Consider the following 21,431-nt stretch of genomic DNA (forward strand, 5'->3'; position numbering starts at 1 on the left):
GACTTACTTCTCCTGTGGGCGCCAAACTTGGCCAATAGCGAGTTTTTGAATCTTCTTGTGTCTGCCGTACCAAAGGTTGACAAGACCACGCGAGAAGAAGACGGCGGAGAACATTGAAGTCAAAATGCCCAAGCAGTGCACAACAGCAAAGCCTTTAATGGGGCCTGATCCAAATGCTAATAGGACTAGACCTGCTATCAATGTGGTTACGTTAGAGTCCAAAATCGTTGCCCAGGCTTTATCAAAACCAACGGCAATTGCTGTTTGTGGAGATGCGCCATTACGTAGCTCTTCACGGATGCGTTCATTAATTAACACGTTCGAGTCAATCGCCATACCCAATGCCAAGGCCATCGCCGCAATACCAGGTAAGGTAAGGGTCGCTTGCAGCATTGAAAGAACAGAAATCAAGAGCAACAGGTTGACTGCTAGTGCTACAACAGAGAATGTGCCGAACAATAAGTAGTAGGCCAGCATAAAAATAGCGATAGCACCAAAACCAATCAGCAGGGATTTAAAGCCCTTCTCAATATTCTCTGCACCTAAACTTGGTCCAATAGTACGTTCTTCAATAATTTCCATTGGAGCGGCTAGAGAGCCTGCACGTAATAAAAGAGCTAAGTTATTTGCACTCTCGGTTGTGGGTTGCCCAGTGATTTGAAATTTAGAACCAAATTCACTTTGAATGGTGGCAATAGTTAATACCTCACCTTTGCCTTTTTCGAACAAGATCATGCCCATGGGCTTGCCAATATTTTCGCGGGTAACCTCTTGCATAACGCGTCCACCAGCAGCATCCAAAGAGATATTGACGGCAGGGCGTTGGTTTTGATCAAAGCCAGCACTTGCATCAGTAATACGATCACCACTAAAAATCACTGATTTTTTAAATACACCTAAACGGTTTTCGCCAAAACGGAATGTATCCATTCCTGGAGGCGGAGTTTCACCTAAAGCGATTGTTGAAATCAGTGGATCTGCTAGCCGAGATTCGAGTGTGGTTGTACGACCAATAATGTCCTTAGCTCTTGCCGTATCTTGAACACCAGGTAGCTGCACCACAATACGCTCTGCACCTTGTTGCTGTATCACAGGCTCTTTTACCGCTAACTCGTTCACGCGCTTATTTAAGGTGATGATGTTTTGCTTAACGGCGTTATCTTGAATTTCTTTTAACGCGGTTGGTTTAAATTCACCAACTAGTTTTGGTGAAAGGCCGGTAGGCTTTTCTTGCCAAAGCAATTCAGGTTGGCTTGTCATCAAAACGGAGCGAGCGGCATCAGCATCAGCAATGCTGCCGAAGTTAATGGAAATAAAATCAGCGCCACGGTCAATGCCTTGATGGTGAATATTCTTATTGCGCAATTGGCTGCGAATATCAGTCGCTAAAGAAGTTACTTTTTTCTGGACTGCGCCCTTCATATCCACTTGAAGGAGGAAGTAGACACCACCGCGCAAATCAAGACCTAAGGGCATAGGCAGTGCATTGATTACACTTAGCCAGCCTGGTGTGTTGGATAGTAGATTTAGTGCAACAGTGTAATTGGGGTCCGCTTGATCAACATTTAATTTTTGCTGCAAGAGATCTCGAGCGCGTAATTGAATATCAGTGTTGTTGAAACGAATTTTGATGGAGCCAACATTGCCAGCGACTTCAAAGAAAATGCCGGTATTGGCAATATTTGCTTCAGCTAGAATTTTTTCTACACGGGACTGAGTTGCCAAACCAACCTTAATGGTTGGTTTGGCGGAGGATACTTGAACCGCTGGAGCCTCACCGTAGAAATTAGGTAATGAATATAGTCCGCCGATGAGTAGGGCAACAGCAATGACTAGATATTTCCAGAGAGGGTAGCGATTCATATTAAGTTATTTTTAAACAAACAAATTAAGCAGACTTCAGCGTGCCTTTTGGCAATACTGTAGTGATAGCACCTTTTTGTAACTGCACTTCAGTGCCTGCGCAAATTTCAACAGTAACAACTTGATCTTTAAGTGCGCTTACTTTGCCTATAATGCCGCCAACAGTAACAACTTCATCACCAACTGCAAGTGACTCCAGCATGGCTTTAGTTTCTTTTTGACGCTTCATTTGTGGACGAATCATGATGAAGTACAAAACTGCAAACATCAAAATTAAGGGGAGGAAGCTCATCAAGTCACCGGAATCTGCGCCCGCTGCAGGAGCTTGGGCAAAAGCATTACTAATCCACATACAAAACCTCCGTTAATTACTTATGAAAAACTGCTTTATTTTTCGACCTTTAAACCTGAATCGTAAGCCGCAATTCTAAACTGTGTGGGGCTTTGGAGGTGATTTGCTGGGGTTTTACTCCCTTTGGGGCTATTAGTCCTGTCCTGGCTCGACGCCCCGCTGGCGATTACTGTGAAATTCCTCCCGATAAGCGCTAAAATGGTCCTTGCCAAGAGCCTCGCGCACCTCGGTCATGAGTTGCAGGTAGTAGGATAGATTGTGGATAGTATTGAGCTGCGATCCAAGGATTTCATTCGCCTTTTGGAGGTGATTTAAGTAGGACCTAGTGAAATTTTGGCAGGTATAGCAGCTACAAGTAGGGTCCACGGGGCGATCATCGTCCTTATACCCAGAATTACGTAGTTTGAGGTCTCCAAAGCGGGTAAAAAGCCAGCCATTTCGGGCATTGCGGGTAGGCATGACGCAGTCAAACATATCAATGCCCAAGCTCACGCCCAAAATGAGATCTTCTGGAGTGCCAACTCCCATTAAATAGTGGGGCATATGTTCAGGTAACTTTGGGGCCGTGAAATTCAGAATGTGCTCAAATTCTGGTTTGGGCTCCCCAACAGAGAGGCCGCCGATAGCAATACCATCAAAACCTTGTTGGCTAACGGCATCTAATGAAAATTCACGAAGGTTTTCAAACATGCCACCTTGGACAATGCCAAAAAGCCCATTGCCAGTATTTAGTTCACGAAAGCGCTTCAAAGAGCGATCACCCCAACGCAATGACATCTCCAATGAAGAGCGTGTAGTTTTTTCGGAAGTCGGCTGACCCTTGATTTCGTATGGAGTGCATTCATCAAACTGCATGGCAATGTCACTATTGAGAACCGCCTGAATTTCCATCGAAACCTCTGGAGACATAAATAACTTGTCGCCATTTATAGGCAATGCAAACGTGACGCCTTCCTCAGAAATCTTACGCAATGTACCCAAACTAAATACTTGGAAACCACCTGAGTCAGTCAAAATGGGATTATCCCAGCCCATAAAGCGATGTAGACCACCATGTTTTTTAATAACACCCAATCCTGGTCGTAGCCAAAGGTGAAAAGTATTTCCGAGAATAATTTGCGCCTTTGCTTCATTGAGATCGCGTGGCGTCATCGCTTTTACGGTGCCATAGGTGCCAACTGGCATAAAGATTGGGGTTTGTACGCTTCCATGGGGAAGGTCGAGTTGACCAAGACGAGCAGGGCTTTGTGAATCCCGCGCTAGGATGTTGAAGTGAACTGGTTTGGTCATAACTTTGTATTCTCAAGTCGGCATAGAAACATCGCATCTCCATAACTAAAGAAACGATACTTCTGTTGAATAGCATGTTGATAAGCTGCTCGAATGTTTTCCATTCCTGCAAAAGCACTTACCAACATCAATAGGGTAGATTTTGGCAGATGAAAGTTGGTTAGCAAGCAATCTACGGTTTTAAATTGATAGCCCGGTGTAATAAAGAGATTAGTCTCGCCACTGCTTTTCCCGTTGGCTGCCTGGCTTTCTAGGGCGCGGAGGCTCGTGGTGCCTACTGCAATCACTCTTCCACCATTCTTCTTTGCAGTGTCTATTGCCTGCAAAGTTTCGTCAGGAATGGAGAACCACTCATAGTGCATCTTATGTTTTGAGAGATCTTCTTCTCGTACGGGCGTAAAAGTACCTGCACCGACGTGCAGCGTGACCGTTGCCTGATTCACGCCTAAATCTTTAATTTTTTGCAAAATTACTTCATCAAAATGGAAGCCTGCTGTTGGGGCTGCAACCGCCCCCGGATTTTTAGCTACAATGGTCTGATAGCGTTGAGCATCTTCACTATCTGGTTGGTGTTCGATATAAGGGGGTAACGGTAGTTCACCAAATCGCTCCAATAATGAAAAAACATTCTCAGGAAAGCGGACTTCGTAAAAACGCCCGTTATAGCCAATCATTTCTACTGGGAAGGTTTCTCCTGCCTGGTTATGTATATGAACCGCACTACCAGTCTTTGGCGCCTTTGAGGCTCTAATTTGAACCCAGGCTTGTTTTTCTCCGCTAATGCGCTCGATGAGCATTTTAACGTTACCGCCAGTTTCTTTTTTCCCAGGCAGACGAGCTGGGATGACTTTAGTGTCATTGAAGATCAACAAGTCCCCAGGCCGAACAAGGCTAAGAATGTCCGTAAACTGTCGATCAAGCAATTCGACATGATTTAGCCCTCCAGCCTTGACCTCTAAGAGGCGGCTATCAGTTCTATTCGCCAAAGGATGTTGGGCGATTAGTTCGGGCGGAAGTTCGTAATTGAAGTCAGAGAGTTGCATAGCATTACCATCAGGTATTAGATTTTAACGATGACTACTAAACAAACGCCAAGCACACTCCAAAAGATGGGTTTAGATAGCCCAATGGCCCTTGCTTTGCATTTGCCATCCCGTTATGAGGATGAAACTGAGTTGCTTACTATTGAAGAGGCAATTCATCAAGGTAGATTTAACTCGGCTCAGACGCAAGGAGTCGTCATTCGTAATCAGGTCTTATTTCGACCTAGAAGACAGATGGTGGTCACTATTGAGGATGAAACGGAGACCCTTAATCTCCGTTTCCTCAACTTTTACCCTAGCCAGCAAAAGCAGATGGCCGTTGGGGTCAATATCAGAATTCGTGGCGATGTACGTGAGGGCTTTCAGGGTCCAGAAATGGTGCACCCTACAGTGCGAGCCGTTGCTCCAGATGCGTCATTACCCACCAGCTTGACTCCGGTCTATCCAGCCAGTGTCGGAGTTTCGCAAGCCATCATTCGTAAAGCCGTTAACCAAGCTTTGAGTGAACCGGTTTTGAATGAAATTTTGGCAGAGTTTCTACCGAAAAAACTCATGGCAGAGTTATTACCAAGTAATGATTGGCCTAATCTGCAATCAGCGATTACTTATTTGCATCAACCGCCTGCCGACGCCGATACCCAGTCATTACTGGAGCGTACTCATCCTGCATGGCGTCGAGTACAGTTTGAAGAACTCCTTGCTCAGCAAATTTCTTTAAAACGCGCACATGCTATTCGTCGAGAACGACATGCACCATCTTTTGCAAAAATTCAAGATGAAAGTAAAGACAAAACAAGAAAGCAAAGTTTTGAAGAAGGTTTGCTGAAAGTCCTGCCCTTTACATTAACTAATGCACAAGAACGCGTTTGGTCGGAAATTAGCGCTGACCTCTCTAAATCTTTTCCGATGAATCGCCTTTTACAAGGCGATGTTGGCAGTGGCAAAACCGTAGTAGCTGCTTTGGCTGCCGCACGGACAATAGAGCATGGCTATCAAGCAGCCATCATGGCTCCTACTGAGATTTTGGCTGAACAGCACTATTTGAAAATGAAAGAGTGGTTTGAGCCTCTGGGTGTAATGATTGCATGGTTGTCAGGCAGCCTAAAAGCCAAAGAAAAAAAATTGGCACAAGAGGTGATTGAGAGCGGAGAAGCGCAGCTGATTATTGGAACGCATGCGTTGATACAGGAGAATGTGAGCTTTGCCAAACTCGGTCTAGCAGTGATTGATGAGCAACATCGTTTTGGAGTAAGGCAGCGTTTAGAAATTCAGCAACGTGTTGGATCAGAATTTTTTTACTGTCATCAGTTGATGATGTCAGCTACTCCTATTCCTCGTACTTTAGCGATGACTTACTACGCCGATTTGGATGTTTCAGTGATTGATGAGTTACCTCCGGGGCGTAAGTCTATTGCAACCAAGGTCGTTAAAGCTAGTCGGCGTGATGAGGTGGTTGGTGGTTTGCAAAGTTGGTTATCAAAAGGGCTCCAGGCATACTGGGTTTGTCCTCTGATTGAAGAGTCTGAAGCTCTGCAATTACAAACCGCAGTGGAAAGCTTTGAGCTGCTTACGCAAGCACTGCCCGACTTCAAGTTTGGTTTAGTGCACGGAAGATTAAAGGCGGAAGAAAAAGCGGCAGTCATGGCTGCCTTCAAGGCGAATGAAATTCAACTTCTAGTTGCCACTACGGTGATTGAGGTAGGGGTTGACGTCCCTAATGCGGCGTTGATGGTGATTGAACATGCTGAGCGATTTGGCTATGCCCAGATTCATCAACTACGTGGTCGTGTGGGCAGGGGTTCAGCAGATTCAGTCTGCATTTTGATGTATGCCGAGCCTTTATCGATGGCTGCTAAAGAACGCTTACAAACCTTGCGTGAGACCGCAGATGGGTTTGTAATCGCCGAGCGTGACTTATCTCTCCGTGGTCCAGGAGAACTCCTTGGCGCTAAACAATCGGGCGATACCATGTTGCGATTTGTTGATCTTCAACGTGATGCCTGGCTCATCGAGCTGGCTCAAAAGGCTGCTGAGCGTTTGCTCGCTGAGCATGCTGATCTTGTAGAGCGACATCTAGAGCGCTGGCTTGGATCTCGCGCTGAATTTCTAAAGGCTTGATAATTACTTCATGAATTTAAAAGAACGTTTTATTTCTTATGGGTACTTAATTAGGCTCGATAAGCCCATTGGTACGCTCTTGCTGTTATGGCCAACCCTGTGGGCTCTCTGGCTAACAAGCAGCGGTGTGCCGGATTTATCTACTCTGCTGATCTTTGTAGTGGGCACATTTTTAATGCGCAGCGCAGGTTGTGCAATCAATGACTATGCTGATCGTGACTTTGATCGCTACGTCAAAAGAACAGAAGGCCGTCCCGTCACGAGTGGCAAAATTTCCTGGAAAGAAGCGGTGGCAGTTGCTGGTGTTTTAGCCTTCCTCGCTTTTTTACTAATCCAACCTTTAAATGTATTTACAAAGCAACTGTCGGTTATAGCGTTGCTAGTAGCCTTTATTTACCCATTTACCAAAAGATTTTTTGCCATGCCTCAAGCCGTCTTAGGCATTGCCTTTGGGTTTGGTATCCTCATGGCTTATGCGGCCATTTTGGACTTCATTCCCTTGGAGGCTTGGATTCTTTTTATAGGAAATATTTTCTGGGCAATTGCCTATGACACTGCTTATGCAATGGTAGATCGAGATGATGACTTGCGTTTAGGGTTGCGCACATCAGCGATTACTTTTGGAAAAAACGACATCATCGCTATAGCAATTTGTTATGGAATACTATTTTTAAGTCAGCTATGCGTAGCCCAATTGGCTGGCTTAAGTAATTACTATTTGTTGGGTTGGTTCCCAGCCCTAGCTTGCGCTATCTACCACTTAAAGCTGGTTTCAACACGCAACCGAGAGGATTGCTTTAAAGCATTCCGCCACAACAATTGGTTGGGCGGATTTTTATTTTTAGGTATTGTTTTGGGGACGGCTATTAACTAGCTTTGACCCAGCTCATCACCCATGGTCTTGCCACGTTGGCTAGCAGCATCAATTGCTTTTTCCAAGATCTCTTGCCAGCCATGTTGCTTCATTACCTCAAGCGCAGCCGCTGTGGTACCACCCTTAGAGGTTACTCTCTCGCGCAACACTCCTGCATGCTCGTCGGAGTTATGGGCAAGTTGTGCAGTACCTTCAAGCGTTGCATAAGCGAGTTTGCGTGCGGTATCGTTATCTAAGCCGAGCTTCACGCCGGCGGACTGCATTGCCTCTAGAAATGCAAAAACATAAGCAGGCCCGCTACCTGAAACGGCAGTCACGGCATCCATTAGCTTTTCTTCCGAAACCCAAACCGCTTGACCAACTGCGTTGCAAATGGTTTCTGCTAAAGCGCGGTCGGGCTGACCTACAGCAGAGTCCGCAAAGAGACCAGTGATGCCTTTGCCAATGAGTGCGGGTGTATTGGGCATGGCGCGGATACAACGGGTGTGATCAAGCCAGCGACTCATATCTTTCAGCCGAATTCCGGCAGCAATGTTCAAAATTAGTGGGCCAGGAGCGGTCGCATGCTTTAGTTTGGTAGCTAGACCTTTGGCAACAATATTGAAGTCTTGTGGCTTGATTGCCATCACAACCACGTTATTTTTGGAGAAGTCAAAAGCAATTTGCTCTGGTGCGCCAATACCTTGCACACCAAAATCTTCATATAGCTTTAAGGCGGTAATTGTATTAGCTTCTACAACAGAGATTTGGTTTGGTTCAAATCCACTAGCGAGTAGACCGCTAATGAGGGCCCGCCCCATATTGCCGCCGCCAATAAAAGTAATGTGGGTGTTGCTATTAGTTTGAGTAATATTATTTGTGCTCATTTGTTAATCTTATCGCGCTTCCCAAAAATAGTTGTTCCAACTCTTACCATGGTGCTTCCTTCGTGGATGGCAGCTTCTAGGTCATCAGACATGCCCATTGAAAGTGTGTCAAAAAATTGGTATCCTAGTTCTGTGGAATGGGATGCTTGTATTCGTTTAAAACAATCCTGTACGGCCCCAAAAGCCTGGCGCTGTTGATGGATATCTGATGTAGGCGCTGGAATGGCCATTAAGCCTCTGAGAGCCACATTGGGTAAAGCGGTAATGGCACTACACAGAGAATTAGCTTCCGCTAAGGAAACACCGCTTTTGCTATCTTCTTCACTCACATTGAGTTGTACGCAAACCATCAATGGCGGCAAATCTGGAAATTCCCCGCGTTGGGTGGATAGACGCTCGGCAATTTTGAGTCGATCCACACTGTGAACCCAATCGAAATGTTGCGCCACTTCCCTTGTTTTATTGCTTTGCAGTGGACCAATGAAATGCCATATAAGCCAAGGACGTAATTTGGCAAGCTTCTCAATTTTTTCTACTGCCTCTTGGACATAGTTTTCGCCAAATGCAGATTGACCAGCATGCATAGCCTCTTCTACTGCTGAAGCAGGAAAGGTTTTGCTGACGGCTAAAAGTTCAATTTCTTCAGGTTCACGTTTTGCTGCTAAGGCAGCAAGTTCAATTCGCTCCCTGACTTGCATCAGATTAACTACGATGGAATTCATGAGGCCTTAGCTGACTTGCTGACGAGTTGATCCACTATTTCTATCCAATGAACAACCGGGGTGTCATCTTGTTGTAAATGAGTAATACAGCCAATATTTCCAGAAACAATCACTTCCGCACCAGACTCCTCACACGCAGTATTGAGGTGAGCAAGTTTATTGTTGCGAAGCTGTTCAGATAATTCTGGTTGAGTAACAGAGTAAGTTCCGGCAGATCCACAACAAAGATGACTATCTACACATAAACTCACGCCAATACCTATGTTAGAGAGTAGGCCCTCAACTTTGCCGTGGATTTGTTGCCTATGCTGCAAAGCACAAGGTGGGTGATACAACCACACCTGGTTTAGGATCCGTACCCACAAGCTGGATAAGCTCGTTTTGCAATGAAGGAAGAATCTCAGAGATATCTTTAGTTAAGTCAGAGACCTTTTTGGCTTTTGCCGCGTAAGTGGGATCGTTTGCAAACAGATGTCCATAATCCTTCACCATCACTCCGCAACCAGAAGCAGTCATCACAATTGCTTCTACGCCACTTTCTACTATAGGCCACCAAGCATCAATATTTTGCTTAGCATTTTCCAGGCCGCCAGCTTGGTCATTCAGGTGATAGCGTAGTGCCCCGCAACAAGTTGCGCTCGGAGCGCTAATGAGTTGAATCTTCAATGCATTGAGTACACGAGCTGTTGCTGAATTAATATTAGGCAACATACCAGGTTGGACGCAGCCTTCTAATAAAACCATTTTTCGTTGATGCGTTGAAGCAGGTCTTGCATACGGATCAGTAGACTTTGCCAATACTTTATATTAAGGGTTAGCGGAATTTTTCGTTGGATACCGCTAGGCATAAATGGGCATACTAGGCGACCCAATGTCATCGCGGAATTAAACAGCGCAGGCTTGGTTAAGCCTCCTTTTAGCGCCCAGCGTGTAAGTCTTTGGGCAAAAGGACGTTCAGGCGCGTTTTCTTCTGCCCATTTACGACCGATGTCAATCAGGTTGCCATATTGTACACCCCTAGGGCAAGTACTTTCGCAATTACGACACATTAAGCAACGATCTAAATGAAGACGAGTTTTTTCGGTAGGAGCGTGACCTTCGGCAATTTGCTTAATGAGATAGATGCGTCCACGTGGGCCATCTAACTCATCGCCTAACAACTGATAAGTAGGGCAGGTAGCAGTACAAAAAACCGCAGTGAACACATTTACCCAGAATACGAGCTGCCTCGATACCTTCCGGCGTGTTGGCGAATTGAGGGGCTAGTTGAGTTTGCATATCTGTACTTATGGAAGACGTTTAGTGGCAAATACGCCAGCAGGATCAAAGGCGGATCTCAATCGTTCCTGCACTGCTTCAAGGGCTTTGGTATGAGTTTGCTCTGAGAGCAATGTAAAGCGCTGAAAACCAGGATCTACATTTGCGCCCTGTCTAAAACGAGTAGCGTGTCCACCATGAGAATTGGCAAGAGCTTTGAGGGTTGTATAAGTAGCTTCATCACCAGGCGCTTTAATCCATCGTTGTTGACCGTGCCACTCCAAAATAATCTCATCGTCAGCACCAGGAATTGTGAGAGATCCACAAGCAGCAGGAAGCGCTAGACGGTATAGAGTTTGATCAGCGCCAAGATTGACAAATGAGGACAGTTTTTGTTCACGCAAATCATTCCAGAAATTTTCAGCAATCTCATTACTGAGTTCAACTGCCATTACCAACGAGCTCATCAGTGAAATAGCGGCTTTAACAGCTGCCTCTGCGCCTGCAAGACGAATCGTTAGCTCACCATCCCCACCATTGGCAGAGCCAATCCAGCAACTTGCTGAGAGCGGAAGCGGCTGACCAGCCCATTCATTTAGTATTTTTAAAGCTTTTTCTTGGGATATCTGACAGCGTAAGGTGACGGTGGCTGCAGGTTTTGGTAGCACTTTGACAGAAGCTTCTAAAAGAAGCGCTAATGTCTCTAAGGAGCCTGGTAATAAACGAGAAACGTCATAACCTGCAACGTTTTTCATCACCTTGCTGCCAAAGGAAAGGTCTTGACCTTTGCCATCCAAAATGTGCGCACCTAATACAAAGTCTCGGAAATTTCCAACAGTAATACGACCGGGCCCAGCCAATCCAGCAGCAATTGCGCCGCCGAAGGTTGCATTATCACCAAAATGAGGAGGCTCGAAAGCGAGTACCTGATTTTTTTCTTTTAGAGCGGATTCTATTTCTTTTAGTGGCGTACCTGCGCAAGCGGTGATAACTAGTTCTTCCGGTTGGTATTCCAAAATCCCTGAGTAAGAAAGCGTATTCAGTTTGATGAAGCCGTTTGAATTTCCGTACCAAGATTTTGTGCCACCACCCTCAATCGAAAGTGCTGTCTTATTGTTGGCCGCATTTAGAATTTGTTCACGAAATACATTGATTTGATCATTGGATTGACTCATTAGAAGCGCTCCAATTCTGGATGAGGTAGCTGGCCGCCGCTAATACGCATGCGACCATATTCTGCACAACGATTCAAAGTGGGGATTGCTTTATCTGGATTGAGAAGTTTCTCTGGATCAAAAGCACTCTTTACGCCCCAGAATGATTCGCGCTCACCCTCACCAAATTGCACACACATTGAATTAATTTTTTCGATACCGACACCATGCTCACCGGTGATGGTGACGCCGAGCTCAACACAGGCCTCCAAAATTTCAGTGCCAAATTCTTCTGCTCGATGCCATTCTTCTTGGTCTGCACCATTAAACAAAATGAGGGGATGCATATTGCCATCGCCTGCATGAAATACGTTCAAACAACCAAGGCCATACTTCCCTTCCATGCCTTGTATGCGCTTGAGAAGGGTAGCTATATGACGGCGAGGAATAGTGCCATCCATGCAATAGTAATCAGGCGCTAAGCGACCTGCAGCAGGAAATGCATTCTTGCGGCCACTCCAAAACTTCAAGCGTTCGCTTTCATCTTTAGAGATCTGAATACCACTTGCGCCAGCTTCCTCAAGTACTTTGGTCATGCGTTCAATTTCTTCAGCAACCTCCTCAGGTGTGCCATCGGATTCGCAGAGCAAAATTGCCTCAGCATCTAAGTCATATCCAGCGTGTACAAATTCTTCAACTGCTCGAGTAGTAGCTTTGTCCATCATTTCTAAGCCAGCAGGAATGATTCCTGCGGCAATGATGGCGGTAACTGCATTGCCACCTTTTTCAATGTCATCAAAACTGGCCATGATGACGCGGGCCAACTTTGGCTTGGCTACCAGCTTTACTGTAACTTCGGTCACCACCGCGAGCATACCTTCACTGCCCATCATGATGGCCAATAAATCGAGACCAGGTGCATCAGGTGCCAAGCCACCAAATTCTACGATCTCACCATTCATTAGTATTCCTCGAACGCGTAAAACATTGTGCAGAGTCAAGCCATACTTCAAACAGTGAACACCACCTGAGTTTTCATTGACGTTGCCACCTATAGAGCAAGCAATTTGCGACGATGGATCTGGAGCGTAATACAAGCCAAGATGTGCAACTGCTTCAGAGATAGCGAGATTGCGAACTCCAGGTTGAACTACAGCAGTACGAGTAAATGGATCAATGCTGAGAATTTTCTTGAGCTTAGCTTAAAGACAATACCAATCCCTGAGAAGGCGGCATAGCGCCACCTGATAGCCCAGTTCCTGATCCTCGAGGAACTGCCGGGATGTTCATCTCATAGCAAATTTTAGAATTTTCGCGACCTGTTCCTCTGTTTCGGGGAGGGTCACTGCCAAAGGCATCCGTCTATAGGCCGCTAAACTATCGCATTCATAAGGAATAGTGTCTTCCGGCTCCCATAAAAGGGCATATTCCGGCAGGATTGGGCGCAGGGCCGAAACCAATTTGGACTGTAGGGCGCTAATAGCGGCTATATCGGATGGTGGGGTCACCATATTCATATGAATCATTTTAGCCATTTACCTATAATTAAGCTTATGGGAAATCGACTATCAAAAATCGCCACCAGAACTGGTGATGCAGGCATGACTGGCTTAGGGGACAGGAGTCGCGTTGAGAAAGAGCATCTTCGAATCTGCGCCATGGGTGATGTGGATGAGTTGAACTCTGAAATCGGGGTTTTGATGACAGAAGCGATCCCAGAAAATATCTCTTCCGAGTTAGGCGAGCTTTTTCTACAGGTGCAGCATGATTTATTCGATTTGGGTGGCGAGCTTTGCATCCCCAATTACAAGCTACTCAATCCTGAGCAGGTTGCTCAACTCGATGTTTGGCTCGAAAAATATAACCAGCAATTATCCCCACTAACTGAATTTATCCTGCCGGGTGGAACACGGGCAGCCGCACAAGCGCACGTCTGCAGAACAGCATGTCGTAGAGCGGAGCGTTCGATTGTTCGTTTGGGCTTGGGAAGAACCTTTATATGACTCGCCACGTCAGTATGTAAATCGATTATCTGACCTGCTCTTCGTGCTCGCTCGTATTTTAAATCGGGCTGCAGGAGGATCTGATGTACTTTGGAAGCACGAAAAAAAAGAGACTAAGTTATTTAGTCTCTTTTAGCTATTTCACTTGTAAATTTACTGACGCATTATTTTTTCTTACTTCTGCGTTTCTTAACGGCGGTAGCAAGACGTTCTAATATTTGTACCGAGTCTTCCCAGTTAATACAAGCATCGGTAATACTCTTGCCGTATTCCAAGTTGCTTGGATCATCTTTTCCGGGAGTAAATTTCTGCGCACCATCGTTTAGATGACTTTCCACCATTACGCCAAAAATCTGATGGGAACCAGACTCAATTTGTTGAGCCACATCATCAGCAACAACAATCTGACGTTCATGTTTTTTGCTTGAATTGGCATGTGATAAGTCAACCATCAAACTGGTTGGAAGCTTTGCTGCATCTAGCTCAGAGCAGGCTGCTTGGACAAACTTTGTTTCGTAATTTGGTTCTTTGCCGCCACGTAAAATTACATGGCAATCTTTATTACCTTTGGTCTCCACAACGGACACTTGACCATTCTTATGAACGGATAAAAAGTGATGAGGACGACCAGCAGCTTGAATAGCGTCCGTAGCAATTTTGATGTTGCCATCGGTACCGTTCTTAAATCCAATTGGTGCAGATAATCCTGAGGCGAGTTCACGATGAACTTGACTCTCAGTAGTGCGCGCGCCAATTGCACCCCAAGAAATCAGGTCTGCAATATATTGCGGAGAAATCACATCTAAGAATTCGCTACCTGCTGGCATTCCAAGACGATTAATTTCCATGAGCACTTGACGCGCAAGTCGAAGACCTTCTTCAATGCGATAGCTCTCATCAAGATACGGGTCATTAATCAAACCCTTCCATCCTACAGTGGTACGCGGCTTTTCAAAATACACGCGCATCACAATTTCTAATTCACCAACAAAACGTTTACGTTCTTCTAATAGGCGTTGGCAATATTCAAGTGCAGCTCTCGGATCATGAATAGAGCATGGTCCGATGATGACCAGCAGGCGATCATCCTTACCGTGAATAATGTCGCGGATTTTTTTGCGAGTTTTGCTAATTAATGCTTCAGTTGGTGTTCCCGCAATTGGGAAAAAGCGGATCAAATGCTCTGGCGGAGGCAGAACAGAGATGTTGTCAATGCGTTGATCGTCGGTATCCGAGGTTTTATCAACGGCGGAGTACCAATTGGCGGGATTCGTATTTTGTTGGCTCACACGACCATTTTAAGTCGTATTTAGACTTAATCAGGCGGTTCCACCTACTGTGAGACTATCAATCCTTAAGGTAGGCTGTCCAACCCCGACCGGCACGCTCTGTCCTTCCTTGCCGCAAACCCCCACGCCGCCATCGAGCTTGAGGTCATTTCCACTCATGGAAACCTGTTTTAGGGATTCTGGGCCACTGCCAATAATCGTGGCGCCTTTCACGGGATACTGAATTTTGCCGTTTTCTACCCAGTAAGCCTCTGAGGCAGAAAAGACAAATTTCCCACTGGTGATATCTACCTGACCACTACCAAAATTGACTGCATATAAGCCGCGTTTAATGCTGGCTACGATTTCTTGGGGGTCGTCTTTACCCGCCAGCATGTATGTGTTGGTCATTCTGGGCATTGGAAGGGACGCAAAGCTTTCGCGACGTCCATTACCAGTCAGTGGCATTTTCATGAGGCGTGCATTTAAGCTATCTTGAATATAACCTTTTAAGATACCATCTTCAATTAAGGTGGTGCATTGAGTGGGGGTGCCTTCATCATCAATATTTAAGGAGCCTCTTCGGCCAGCTAGAGTGCCGTCATCTACGACAGTAACGCCCTTAGCTGCAACCCGCTGTCCAATACGACCCGCAAAAGCTGAAGAGCCTTTGCGATTAAAGTCGCCCTCTAAACCATGTCCTACCGCTTCATGTAATAGAACGCCTGGCCATCCAGGACCCATGACTACTGTCATTGGCCCTGCGGGTGCCAGACGAGATTCAAGATTGACTAGAGCGCCATCAACCGCTTCATCAACATAACGATTGATAAGTTCAGTGTCAAAGTAAAGATAGTCATGACGAGCGCCACCACCTGAGGAGCCAGATTCACGGCGACCATTTTGTTCAGCAATGACATGCACTGAAACACGTACTAGAGGTCGAACGTCAGCGGCTAATAATCCATCTGCGCGCACTACTAAAACTACGTCAAACTCACCTGCCAAACTTGCCATCACTTGGATAATTCTTGGATCACGTGCTTTAGCTCGACGTTCAATGCTTTCAAGTAGAGCGATTTTTTCTTTAGGCTGTAGCGAATCAAGAGGATTGATATCTGAATACAACTTATTAGAAACAGGGTTAAATAGTTTGGTGGCAACGGCTTGTTTACCGCCCTCAGGGCCAATCACACGTGTGGCAGTAGCGGCTTTGCTTAATGCTTCTAAATTAATTTCGTCTGAGTAGGCAAACGCAGTCTTGTCACCATAGATCGCTCGCACACCAACTCCTTGGTCAATGCTAAAGCTTCCTGATTTAACGATTCCTTCTTCAAGACTCCAGCTCTCACTCCGAGTGTGCTGAAAGTACAGGTCTGCATCATCGAGACGGTGGGTAAATAGGTTGCCAAAGGTATGGTGGAGATCTTGCTCAGTTAACCCAGTTGGCTCAAGTAAGATCGATTTTGCTAATTTGATGAGATCTGCTTGCTTCTTGGCTTTTGTCCAATTAGCGGGAAATAGTGCTTCTGGTGCATTCATGTGATTTAGCAAATCTTTCTTTAGAGCTTACGATGCGCAAGTGCGGGTAGCTTAGAGCGTACCTCGTTTAATTTATCTTTGCACAAAACCCCAGAAATAAAGCCCTCGCCCTCGGGAAGATTTGTCAAGACACTGCCCCAAGGATCAATCAGCATACTGTCACCCCAAGTTCGACGTTGATTGAGGTGAGTGCCGCCCTGTGCAGAAGCTAATACATAACATTGGTTTTCGATGGCGCGAGCACGTAGTAAAACCTCCCAATGATCTTTGCCGGTGGTGTAAGTAAATGCAGCCGGAATGATGTGGCAGTCTACCGGCCCAAGGGCTCGATAAAGCTCGGGAAAGCGTAGGTCATAGCAAACGCTCATGCCAAAAGTCCACCCATTGCCATTGATGGAAATTTTGAGAAGACCAGGCGTATTCCCTGCTTCAATCGTTTCAGACTCCTGATAGCGTTCCGTTGCCGTTTGAAAACCAAACAAATGAATTTTGTCGTAACGATGGATTTGTTGACCTTCGGGGTCAAAAACAAGCATGGTATTTAGTACTTTGTTTGGATCAAACGCCTCAAGTGGAATGGTGCCTGCTACTAAATAAAGATTATTGTCTTTGGCAATTTTTGATAGATGATCTTGAATAGGACCGCTACCGAGTTTTTCTCTAACACGCACTTTATCGGTGTCTTTCAGACCCATCAAACAAAAATATTCTGGGAGTACAGCTAACCTTGCACCCTTATCTGCCGCCGCTTTAATTAGTCTGGAAGCAGTGGATAGATTCTCTTGGATTGTGGGAGTAGAGACCATTTGAATGGAGGCAATCTTTAATTCTCCCGTATTTGCTGAGGCGCTCATAATAAATAGTTAGTTAGGCTTTGAATTTAAATTACTTGGAATGCGTTGCTGCTCTAAATTGTTATTGATTGCTCTGCTTTGCTCCTTGAGCAATTCTTTATTCCGAATCGTATCAATAGCTTTTGGATCAAGCGGCTGCCCTTGTTGGTCCAACGGAATCACTTCGGGATTGTCCCAGGAACCTTGTACCAAATAATCCGATTGTAGGTTGCGATTAATTTGACTAGTAATTAGGTACTGCCCAACCAATGCACCTAAACCCACAATAGGGTTAATTGCAAAAGCCGCCAATGATCCGGCTGTAGCATCAATGGTGGGGAATATGGTCACTCGTAAATCTTGAGTTTGTTTGGGAATGTTAATTTGACCAGACATGGCAACTCTTGCTTGATCAAGAGACATATTAAATTTCTTAGTTTGAGCTATGCCAGCATTAATATCAAAAGTAGCATCAATCGAATTAAATGGCGTGCCCTTAGTGACAATATTGCCTAGACCACCCTTGAGATCCAGCGTAGCAAATTTAAGTAGACTTTGTAGGCTAAGAACGTCAAGTAGCTTCGCACCGCCGGAGTTCACTTCTAATAATCGACCTTTTTCAAGGTTCAATACCGCTTTACCCGTGAGGGTGTCGTAATTGGGGTTAAAAGGGGATCCATCCCAATCAGAACTTGCAACCAGTTTGCCTTGGCCACCTTCTACGGATTTTTGGTCGCTCCAGCGAGCGATGATCTGACCAGCATCTTTGATGATTAATTCACTACTGAAGCTGGTGTGCTCACTTTCTTTGGTTGTAGGACCAATCCATTTGCCAGTGAGAGTGCCGCTACCTTGTGGATTATTTATTTGAAGAGAATCCATAACCAAAACATTGTTGCTCGTTTTGGTTTTAAGTTTGATTTGTCCTAGCTGACCCTTTGACCATGAAAAGTCATCAATCACTAGATCAAGACTGGGGATTAAATTAGGGCTAAGCTTTGCTTTTGGCGGTGTATTTTTCTCTACAGGCTGAGTATTTTCAATCGAAGGAGTGCTCTCTGGGGGTACTTTAAGGCGCGTCAAATGTCCGCTGATGAGGCCACTAGTCTGTAGTTTATCGGGATCAGAATATTGAACTTGGCCAAAAATAGAAGGTGAGCTAAAGCGCATCTGCCAGGATGTATTTTTATTATTCGCAACAAAATTCAAGTCCTGCCATTTACGATTAAGGAAGATAACTTTTTTAACATCTGCGTTGAGTTGAATATTCCCTATGCTCGAATTTTCAGTCTTGGAAGGGTTAACTTTTTTCTTTTGGCTTTCTAGATAGTTTTCCCAAACATCTAAATCGAGTTCTGCAGCGGATAGGTTTAATTGAAACCCTTGTGCTGGTGGAATGGCAGATGTTCCAATGCCTACTGCATGGCGAAGACTGTCATCATTACCGATTTCACCTTGGGTGTAATAGGCATCTCCAAATTTTCCATCCCAAGAAAATCGACCTGAATTGGTTTTTGTCTTTGGGGAAGTTTTTAGTACTAACTGGCCAAACATGGGTGTGCCCAATTGTTTTTTTGCAGGAGTGGGGGCGGCGCTGACCCAATCTCGCATATCAAACTTTAGAGTAGTTTCGCTGCTTCCCTTGTTGAAATTAATGCTTCCTGCATATCGAGCGATACCGCTTTGAGATTGCAAAATTGGAAGAATCTGTACATTGAGATCATTAGCAAAATAGTTTTTGATAAAGCTGGCCGCCACATCCCCAGAAATGTTGTAGCTTTCACTCGAGGCCGCGCTTGAAATCTTGATGGATCCCCCAAGAAAATTTGCCGTGATATCTTCAAATTTAGGATGTACATCGGTAATCTTAATTTTGCCCTTGAGGTTTTCAAAAGGAGGTAAATCCGCCCATTGCACTTTATTGCCTGGGAAGCTTAGCTTAATGTCAGTGGTGGTATCGCCGTTACCAGTTAAAGGAATCTTTAGCCCTAAGCTGAGATTTGTAGGTCCAGTAACTTTCAAGTTTCGTACAAGAGCAATTTTGTTCTTGCCAACAGGCGAGGCAAATAAATAGTCTAGTAGTTGTGGCGCATCACCTTGTGCCTCACCGTTCACGGTCAGAATTAATTGCTTTGCGCTAACACTGGGAACTTCCGCATGAAATTGACTGAGGGCAACTTGTTTGTAGCTGGCCTGATTAATGTCAACTAATAGTTGGGCGTTCTGCATACTAATAACACCATTAACCTGATTAAAGGGCAACCAAACACCATCAGCATTAGAGGTGCTGGGAACTGGGTGGAAGGTCGCACCAACAATCGGCAAATTAAATGTGAATTCACCGGTGCCTGCTTTGGCAAATGGAATTTCACTAGGGTCGCCTTTAATGTGCAAACTACCTTTTTTGATCACTCCAGCATCAAAAGCTTTACTTAAATAGGATTTAGCATCGCTACTCATTCCCACTGGTAAATAGCGATAAGCGGTTTTGAGACTCGCTTGAGCAAAATTCATATCAAGACTCATCCGGTCAGGCTTTTTTGCGTTGCCAATAATGTAATTGAGATTAAGTGTTGTCGAGATTTCGGGATTACTAAGTGAAAGCTGCTTTGTATCGATGACCCAGCTACCCTTTTGTTTTGACAAAGAAATTTGACCAGATGCTTGGTCGAGTTTGATTTTCGGGTCAACTAATAAATCATTGATTTCGACCTCAAGATCATTCGATTGAACCGAAAAGCTACCCTTATTTTGGTCGGCAGTGAGGAAGCCTGAAAGATTATTTACCGAGGGGATTGCTTTGCTAATTCCTACAAAACTTAAATTAATGAGCTTCGCACTCACAGTAAAGTCAACTTTATTTGATTTAAACCATCCACCGGGAATATTCAGAGCAGATAAAGGGGATTTACTTTCAGACCAATTAATATCTAAATTTTGTAGCTCACCATCAGCTTGTGAAGTTTTAATCCATTGGCGAACCTTTTTAGATAAAGGAAGATTCATGGCAAATAAGGCAATATCTTCAACTGAAATCTTTGGTGATGAAAAGCCAAACTCTTTGATTTCCCCACCTCCAGCTGGCGGCCTCCAACGAAAAGTCATTGGGCTTAAATTCTCAAGCGGGGTGGACTGTGGACTGTCAAAATCACGCCAAGCAAATGTCTTGGTGGTGATCGAAATCAGTCCACTGTCAGTCTCTTGAATAAGATTGGTTTCAAGTCTTCCAAGGGCAATGGCATCTTCCTCTTTGGAAAGTTGTAAAGTTAAATGATCAGCAGCTAAATAAATTTCTCCACCATCAGGCTTACCGTTATCAATTTTCAATTTCCCATTAGAGTTCAATGCTCCTGTCAGTGTATTCAGGGGTAGAGAAAATTCTTTCGAAATTTGACCAAGCTGAAGTTCGTTTAGATTCCAAGAGATGGTTCCAATCCAATCACGCCAATTGCCAGCTTGACCACCAATATGATGTACTAGATCTATCTCAACTGAGATAGGGCCCTTGGTCCAAGGTGTAATTGCATTTAATGAACCTATATGACTGCGAATGCCATTACTAAGTGATAGATTTTGAATCTCTATCGAAGAAATTGCCTTTTTTTTGAGCTGGTCATTCCAAAATAATTTTACGTCGCTAATGCGTAGTATATCGTTTTGAGCAAAGAGCCAATTTTCTGCGGAATAGTCATTAGTGTTTCCGTCAATTGAGATGCCGGCGATGGTGATGATGCCTTTGCTGCTACGTTGGGCATAAATTTCAGCACCCTCAACATTGAGCTCATGAAAGAAAGGCGCTAGGTGATAAAAAGAAGCCCAGCTTAATTGCCCATTAATTTTTTGAATGGAGAGTAGGGGTTTTGTTTTTTCGGGACCATTGAATTGAAGGCCTTCAATTTTAAAGTTTGGCCTAATGCCAGTCCATGAAACCTGTAACGAATCCATCGTTACTTCGGCTCCTAACCGAGCGCTCAATAATCTTTCAACTGATGCTTTTGATTTTTCGATTTGTGGCCAAAGAACAAATCGCACTCCAATGTGACCTAGTGCTAAGAATGCTAAAACAAATCCAAACAATATCAGTGCACGCTTGCGCCATGCCCTACCTAACCCTTGAGGACGTTTAGCAAACACGCTCTTGAGGCGAGGCAGGATGATATTTTGCAGCATGACCCATATTATCCGTCAGCCTTGGGTTCATCGCCAAGCTTCTGGCTCCAGTTTCTAGGTCGGATTAAGATGGGGG

13 protein-coding genes and 3 pseudogenes are annotated in these 21,431 nt (G+C 44.9%); 3 read left to right on the forward strand and 13 right to left on the reverse strand.

Annotated elements, in window-relative coordinates; all coding sequences use genetic code 11:
- Positions 1-3: 3 nt before the first annotated feature.
- The 4 genes from secD to queA form a co-directional block, all read right to left on the reverse strand.
- Positions 4-1,863 carry a protein translocase subunit SecD gene (gene secD / locus DXE37_RS01620; RefSeq protein WP_114636359.1) on the reverse strand — a complete coding sequence of 620 codons (1,860 nt, stop codon included), beginning with the start codon at positions 1,861-1,863 and terminating at the stop codon, positions 4-6.
- A gap of 25 nt (positions 1,864-1,888) precedes the next feature.
- Entirely contained in the window at positions 1,889-2,215 is a 327-nt protein-coding gene (gene yajC, locus DXE37_RS01625) for a preprotein translocase subunit YajC (RefSeq protein WP_114636360.1), read from the reverse strand.
- A 132-nt stretch (positions 2,216-2,347) separates the two neighbouring features.
- Positions 2,348-3,505: a tRNA guanosine(34) transglycosylase Tgt gene (gene tgt / locus DXE37_RS01630; protein WP_114636361.1), complete on the reverse strand. Its 1,158-nt coding sequence runs from the start codon at positions 3,503-3,505 to the stop codon at positions 2,348-2,350.
- Positions 3,502-4,548, reverse strand: coding sequence for a tRNA preQ1(34) S-adenosylmethionine ribosyltransferase-isomerase QueA (gene queA / locus DXE37_RS01635; protein WP_114636362.1), 1,047 nt, complete (start codon positions 4,546-4,548; stop codon positions 3,502-3,504). Before queA ends, tgt begins: the two co-directional genes overlap by 4 nt.
- A 30-nt stretch (positions 4,549-4,578) precedes the next feature.
- On the opposite strand from queA, the gene recG reads away from it, so the two are divergent.
- The gene (gene recG / locus DXE37_RS01640) at positions 4,579-6,666 is read left to right on the forward strand and encodes an ATP-dependent DNA helicase RecG (RefSeq protein ID WP_114636363.1); all 2,088 of its coding nucleotides are present in this window, start codon (positions 4,579-4,581) and stop codon (positions 6,664-6,666) included.
- A gap of 10 nt (positions 6,667-6,676) precedes the next feature.
- On the forward strand, positions 6,677-7,540 hold the full coding sequence (gene ubiA / locus DXE37_RS01645) for a 4-hydroxybenzoate octaprenyltransferase (RefSeq protein WP_114636364.1): 864 nt from the start codon (positions 6,677-6,679) through the stop codon (positions 7,538-7,540).
- Here ubiA and proC read toward each other — a convergent pair.
- From proC to DXE37_RS01670, 5 genes and pseudogenes are all read right to left on the reverse strand, one after another.
- A complete protein-coding gene (proC, locus tag DXE37_RS01650) occupies positions 7,537-8,406 on the reverse strand; it encodes a pyrroline-5-carboxylate reductase (RefSeq protein WP_114636365.1) in 870 nt (289 codons plus the stop codon). The two genes, ubiA and proC, sit on opposite strands and share 4 nt — an antisense overlap.
- Positions 8,403-9,128, reverse strand: a complete 726-nt coding sequence (locus DXE37_RS01655; protein WP_114636366.1) for a YggS family pyridoxal phosphate-dependent enzyme — start codon at positions 9,126-9,128, stop codon at positions 8,403-8,405. The genes proC and DXE37_RS01655 overlap by 4 nt, the downstream gene beginning before the upstream one ends.
- Positions 9,125-10,406: pseudogene (glcF, locus tag DXE37_RS01660) on the reverse strand (glycolate oxidase subunit GlcF). The gene DXE37_RS01655 and the pseudogene glcF overlap by 4 nt, the downstream one beginning before the upstream one ends.
- Positions 10,407-10,414: 8 nt before the next feature.
- Complete coding sequence (glcE, locus tag DXE37_RS01665) at positions 10,415-11,560, reverse strand: glycolate oxidase subunit GlcE (protein WP_114636367.1); 1,146 nt, start codon at positions 11,558-11,560, stop codon at positions 10,415-10,417.
- Positions 11,560-13,056, reverse strand: a pseudogene (locus DXE37_RS01670) (FAD-linked oxidase C-terminal domain-containing protein). Before DXE37_RS01670 ends, glcE begins: the two are co-directional and overlap by 1 nt.
- 84 nt (positions 13,057-13,140) lie before the next feature.
- Between DXE37_RS01670 and DXE37_RS01675 the strand changes: the two are divergent.
- Positions 13,141-13,678, forward strand: a pseudogene (locus tag DXE37_RS01675) (cob(I)yrinic acid a,c-diamide adenosyltransferase).
- A gap of 28 nt (positions 13,679-13,706) precedes the next feature.
- Here the strand turns inward: DXE37_RS01675 and DXE37_RS01680 are convergent.
- The 4 genes from DXE37_RS01680 to DXE37_RS01695 are packed head-to-tail and all read right to left on the reverse strand — an operon-like array spanning position 13,707 to position 21,355.
- A complete protein-coding gene (locus tag DXE37_RS01680) occupies positions 13,707-14,831 on the reverse strand; it encodes a 3-deoxy-7-phosphoheptulonate synthase (protein WP_114636368.1) in 1,125 nt (374 codons plus the stop codon).
- Positions 14,832-14,861: 30 nt separating this feature from the next.
- Complete coding sequence (gene tldD, locus DXE37_RS01685) at positions 14,862-16,352, reverse strand: metalloprotease TldD (protein ID WP_114636369.1); 1,491 nt, start codon at positions 16,350-16,352, stop codon at positions 14,862-14,864.
- Between the two features lie 20 nt (positions 16,353-16,372).
- Positions 16,373-17,206, reverse strand: coding sequence for a carbon-nitrogen hydrolase family protein (locus tag DXE37_RS01690; RefSeq protein WP_114636370.1), 834 nt, complete (start codon positions 17,204-17,206; stop codon positions 16,373-16,375).
- Between the two features lie 9 nt (positions 17,207-17,215).
- Positions 17,216-21,355, reverse strand: coding sequence for a YhdP family phospholipid transporter (locus tag DXE37_RS01695; protein WP_174221026.1), 4,140 nt, complete (start codon positions 21,353-21,355; stop codon positions 17,216-17,218).
- Between the last annotated feature and the right edge of the window lie 76 nt (positions 21,356-21,431).

This window comes from Polynucleobacter necessarius, assembly GCF_900095205.1.
In the GTDB taxonomy this organism is placed as follows: Bacteria; Pseudomonadota; Gammaproteobacteria; order Burkholderiales; family Burkholderiaceae; genus Polynucleobacter; species Polynucleobacter necessarius_E.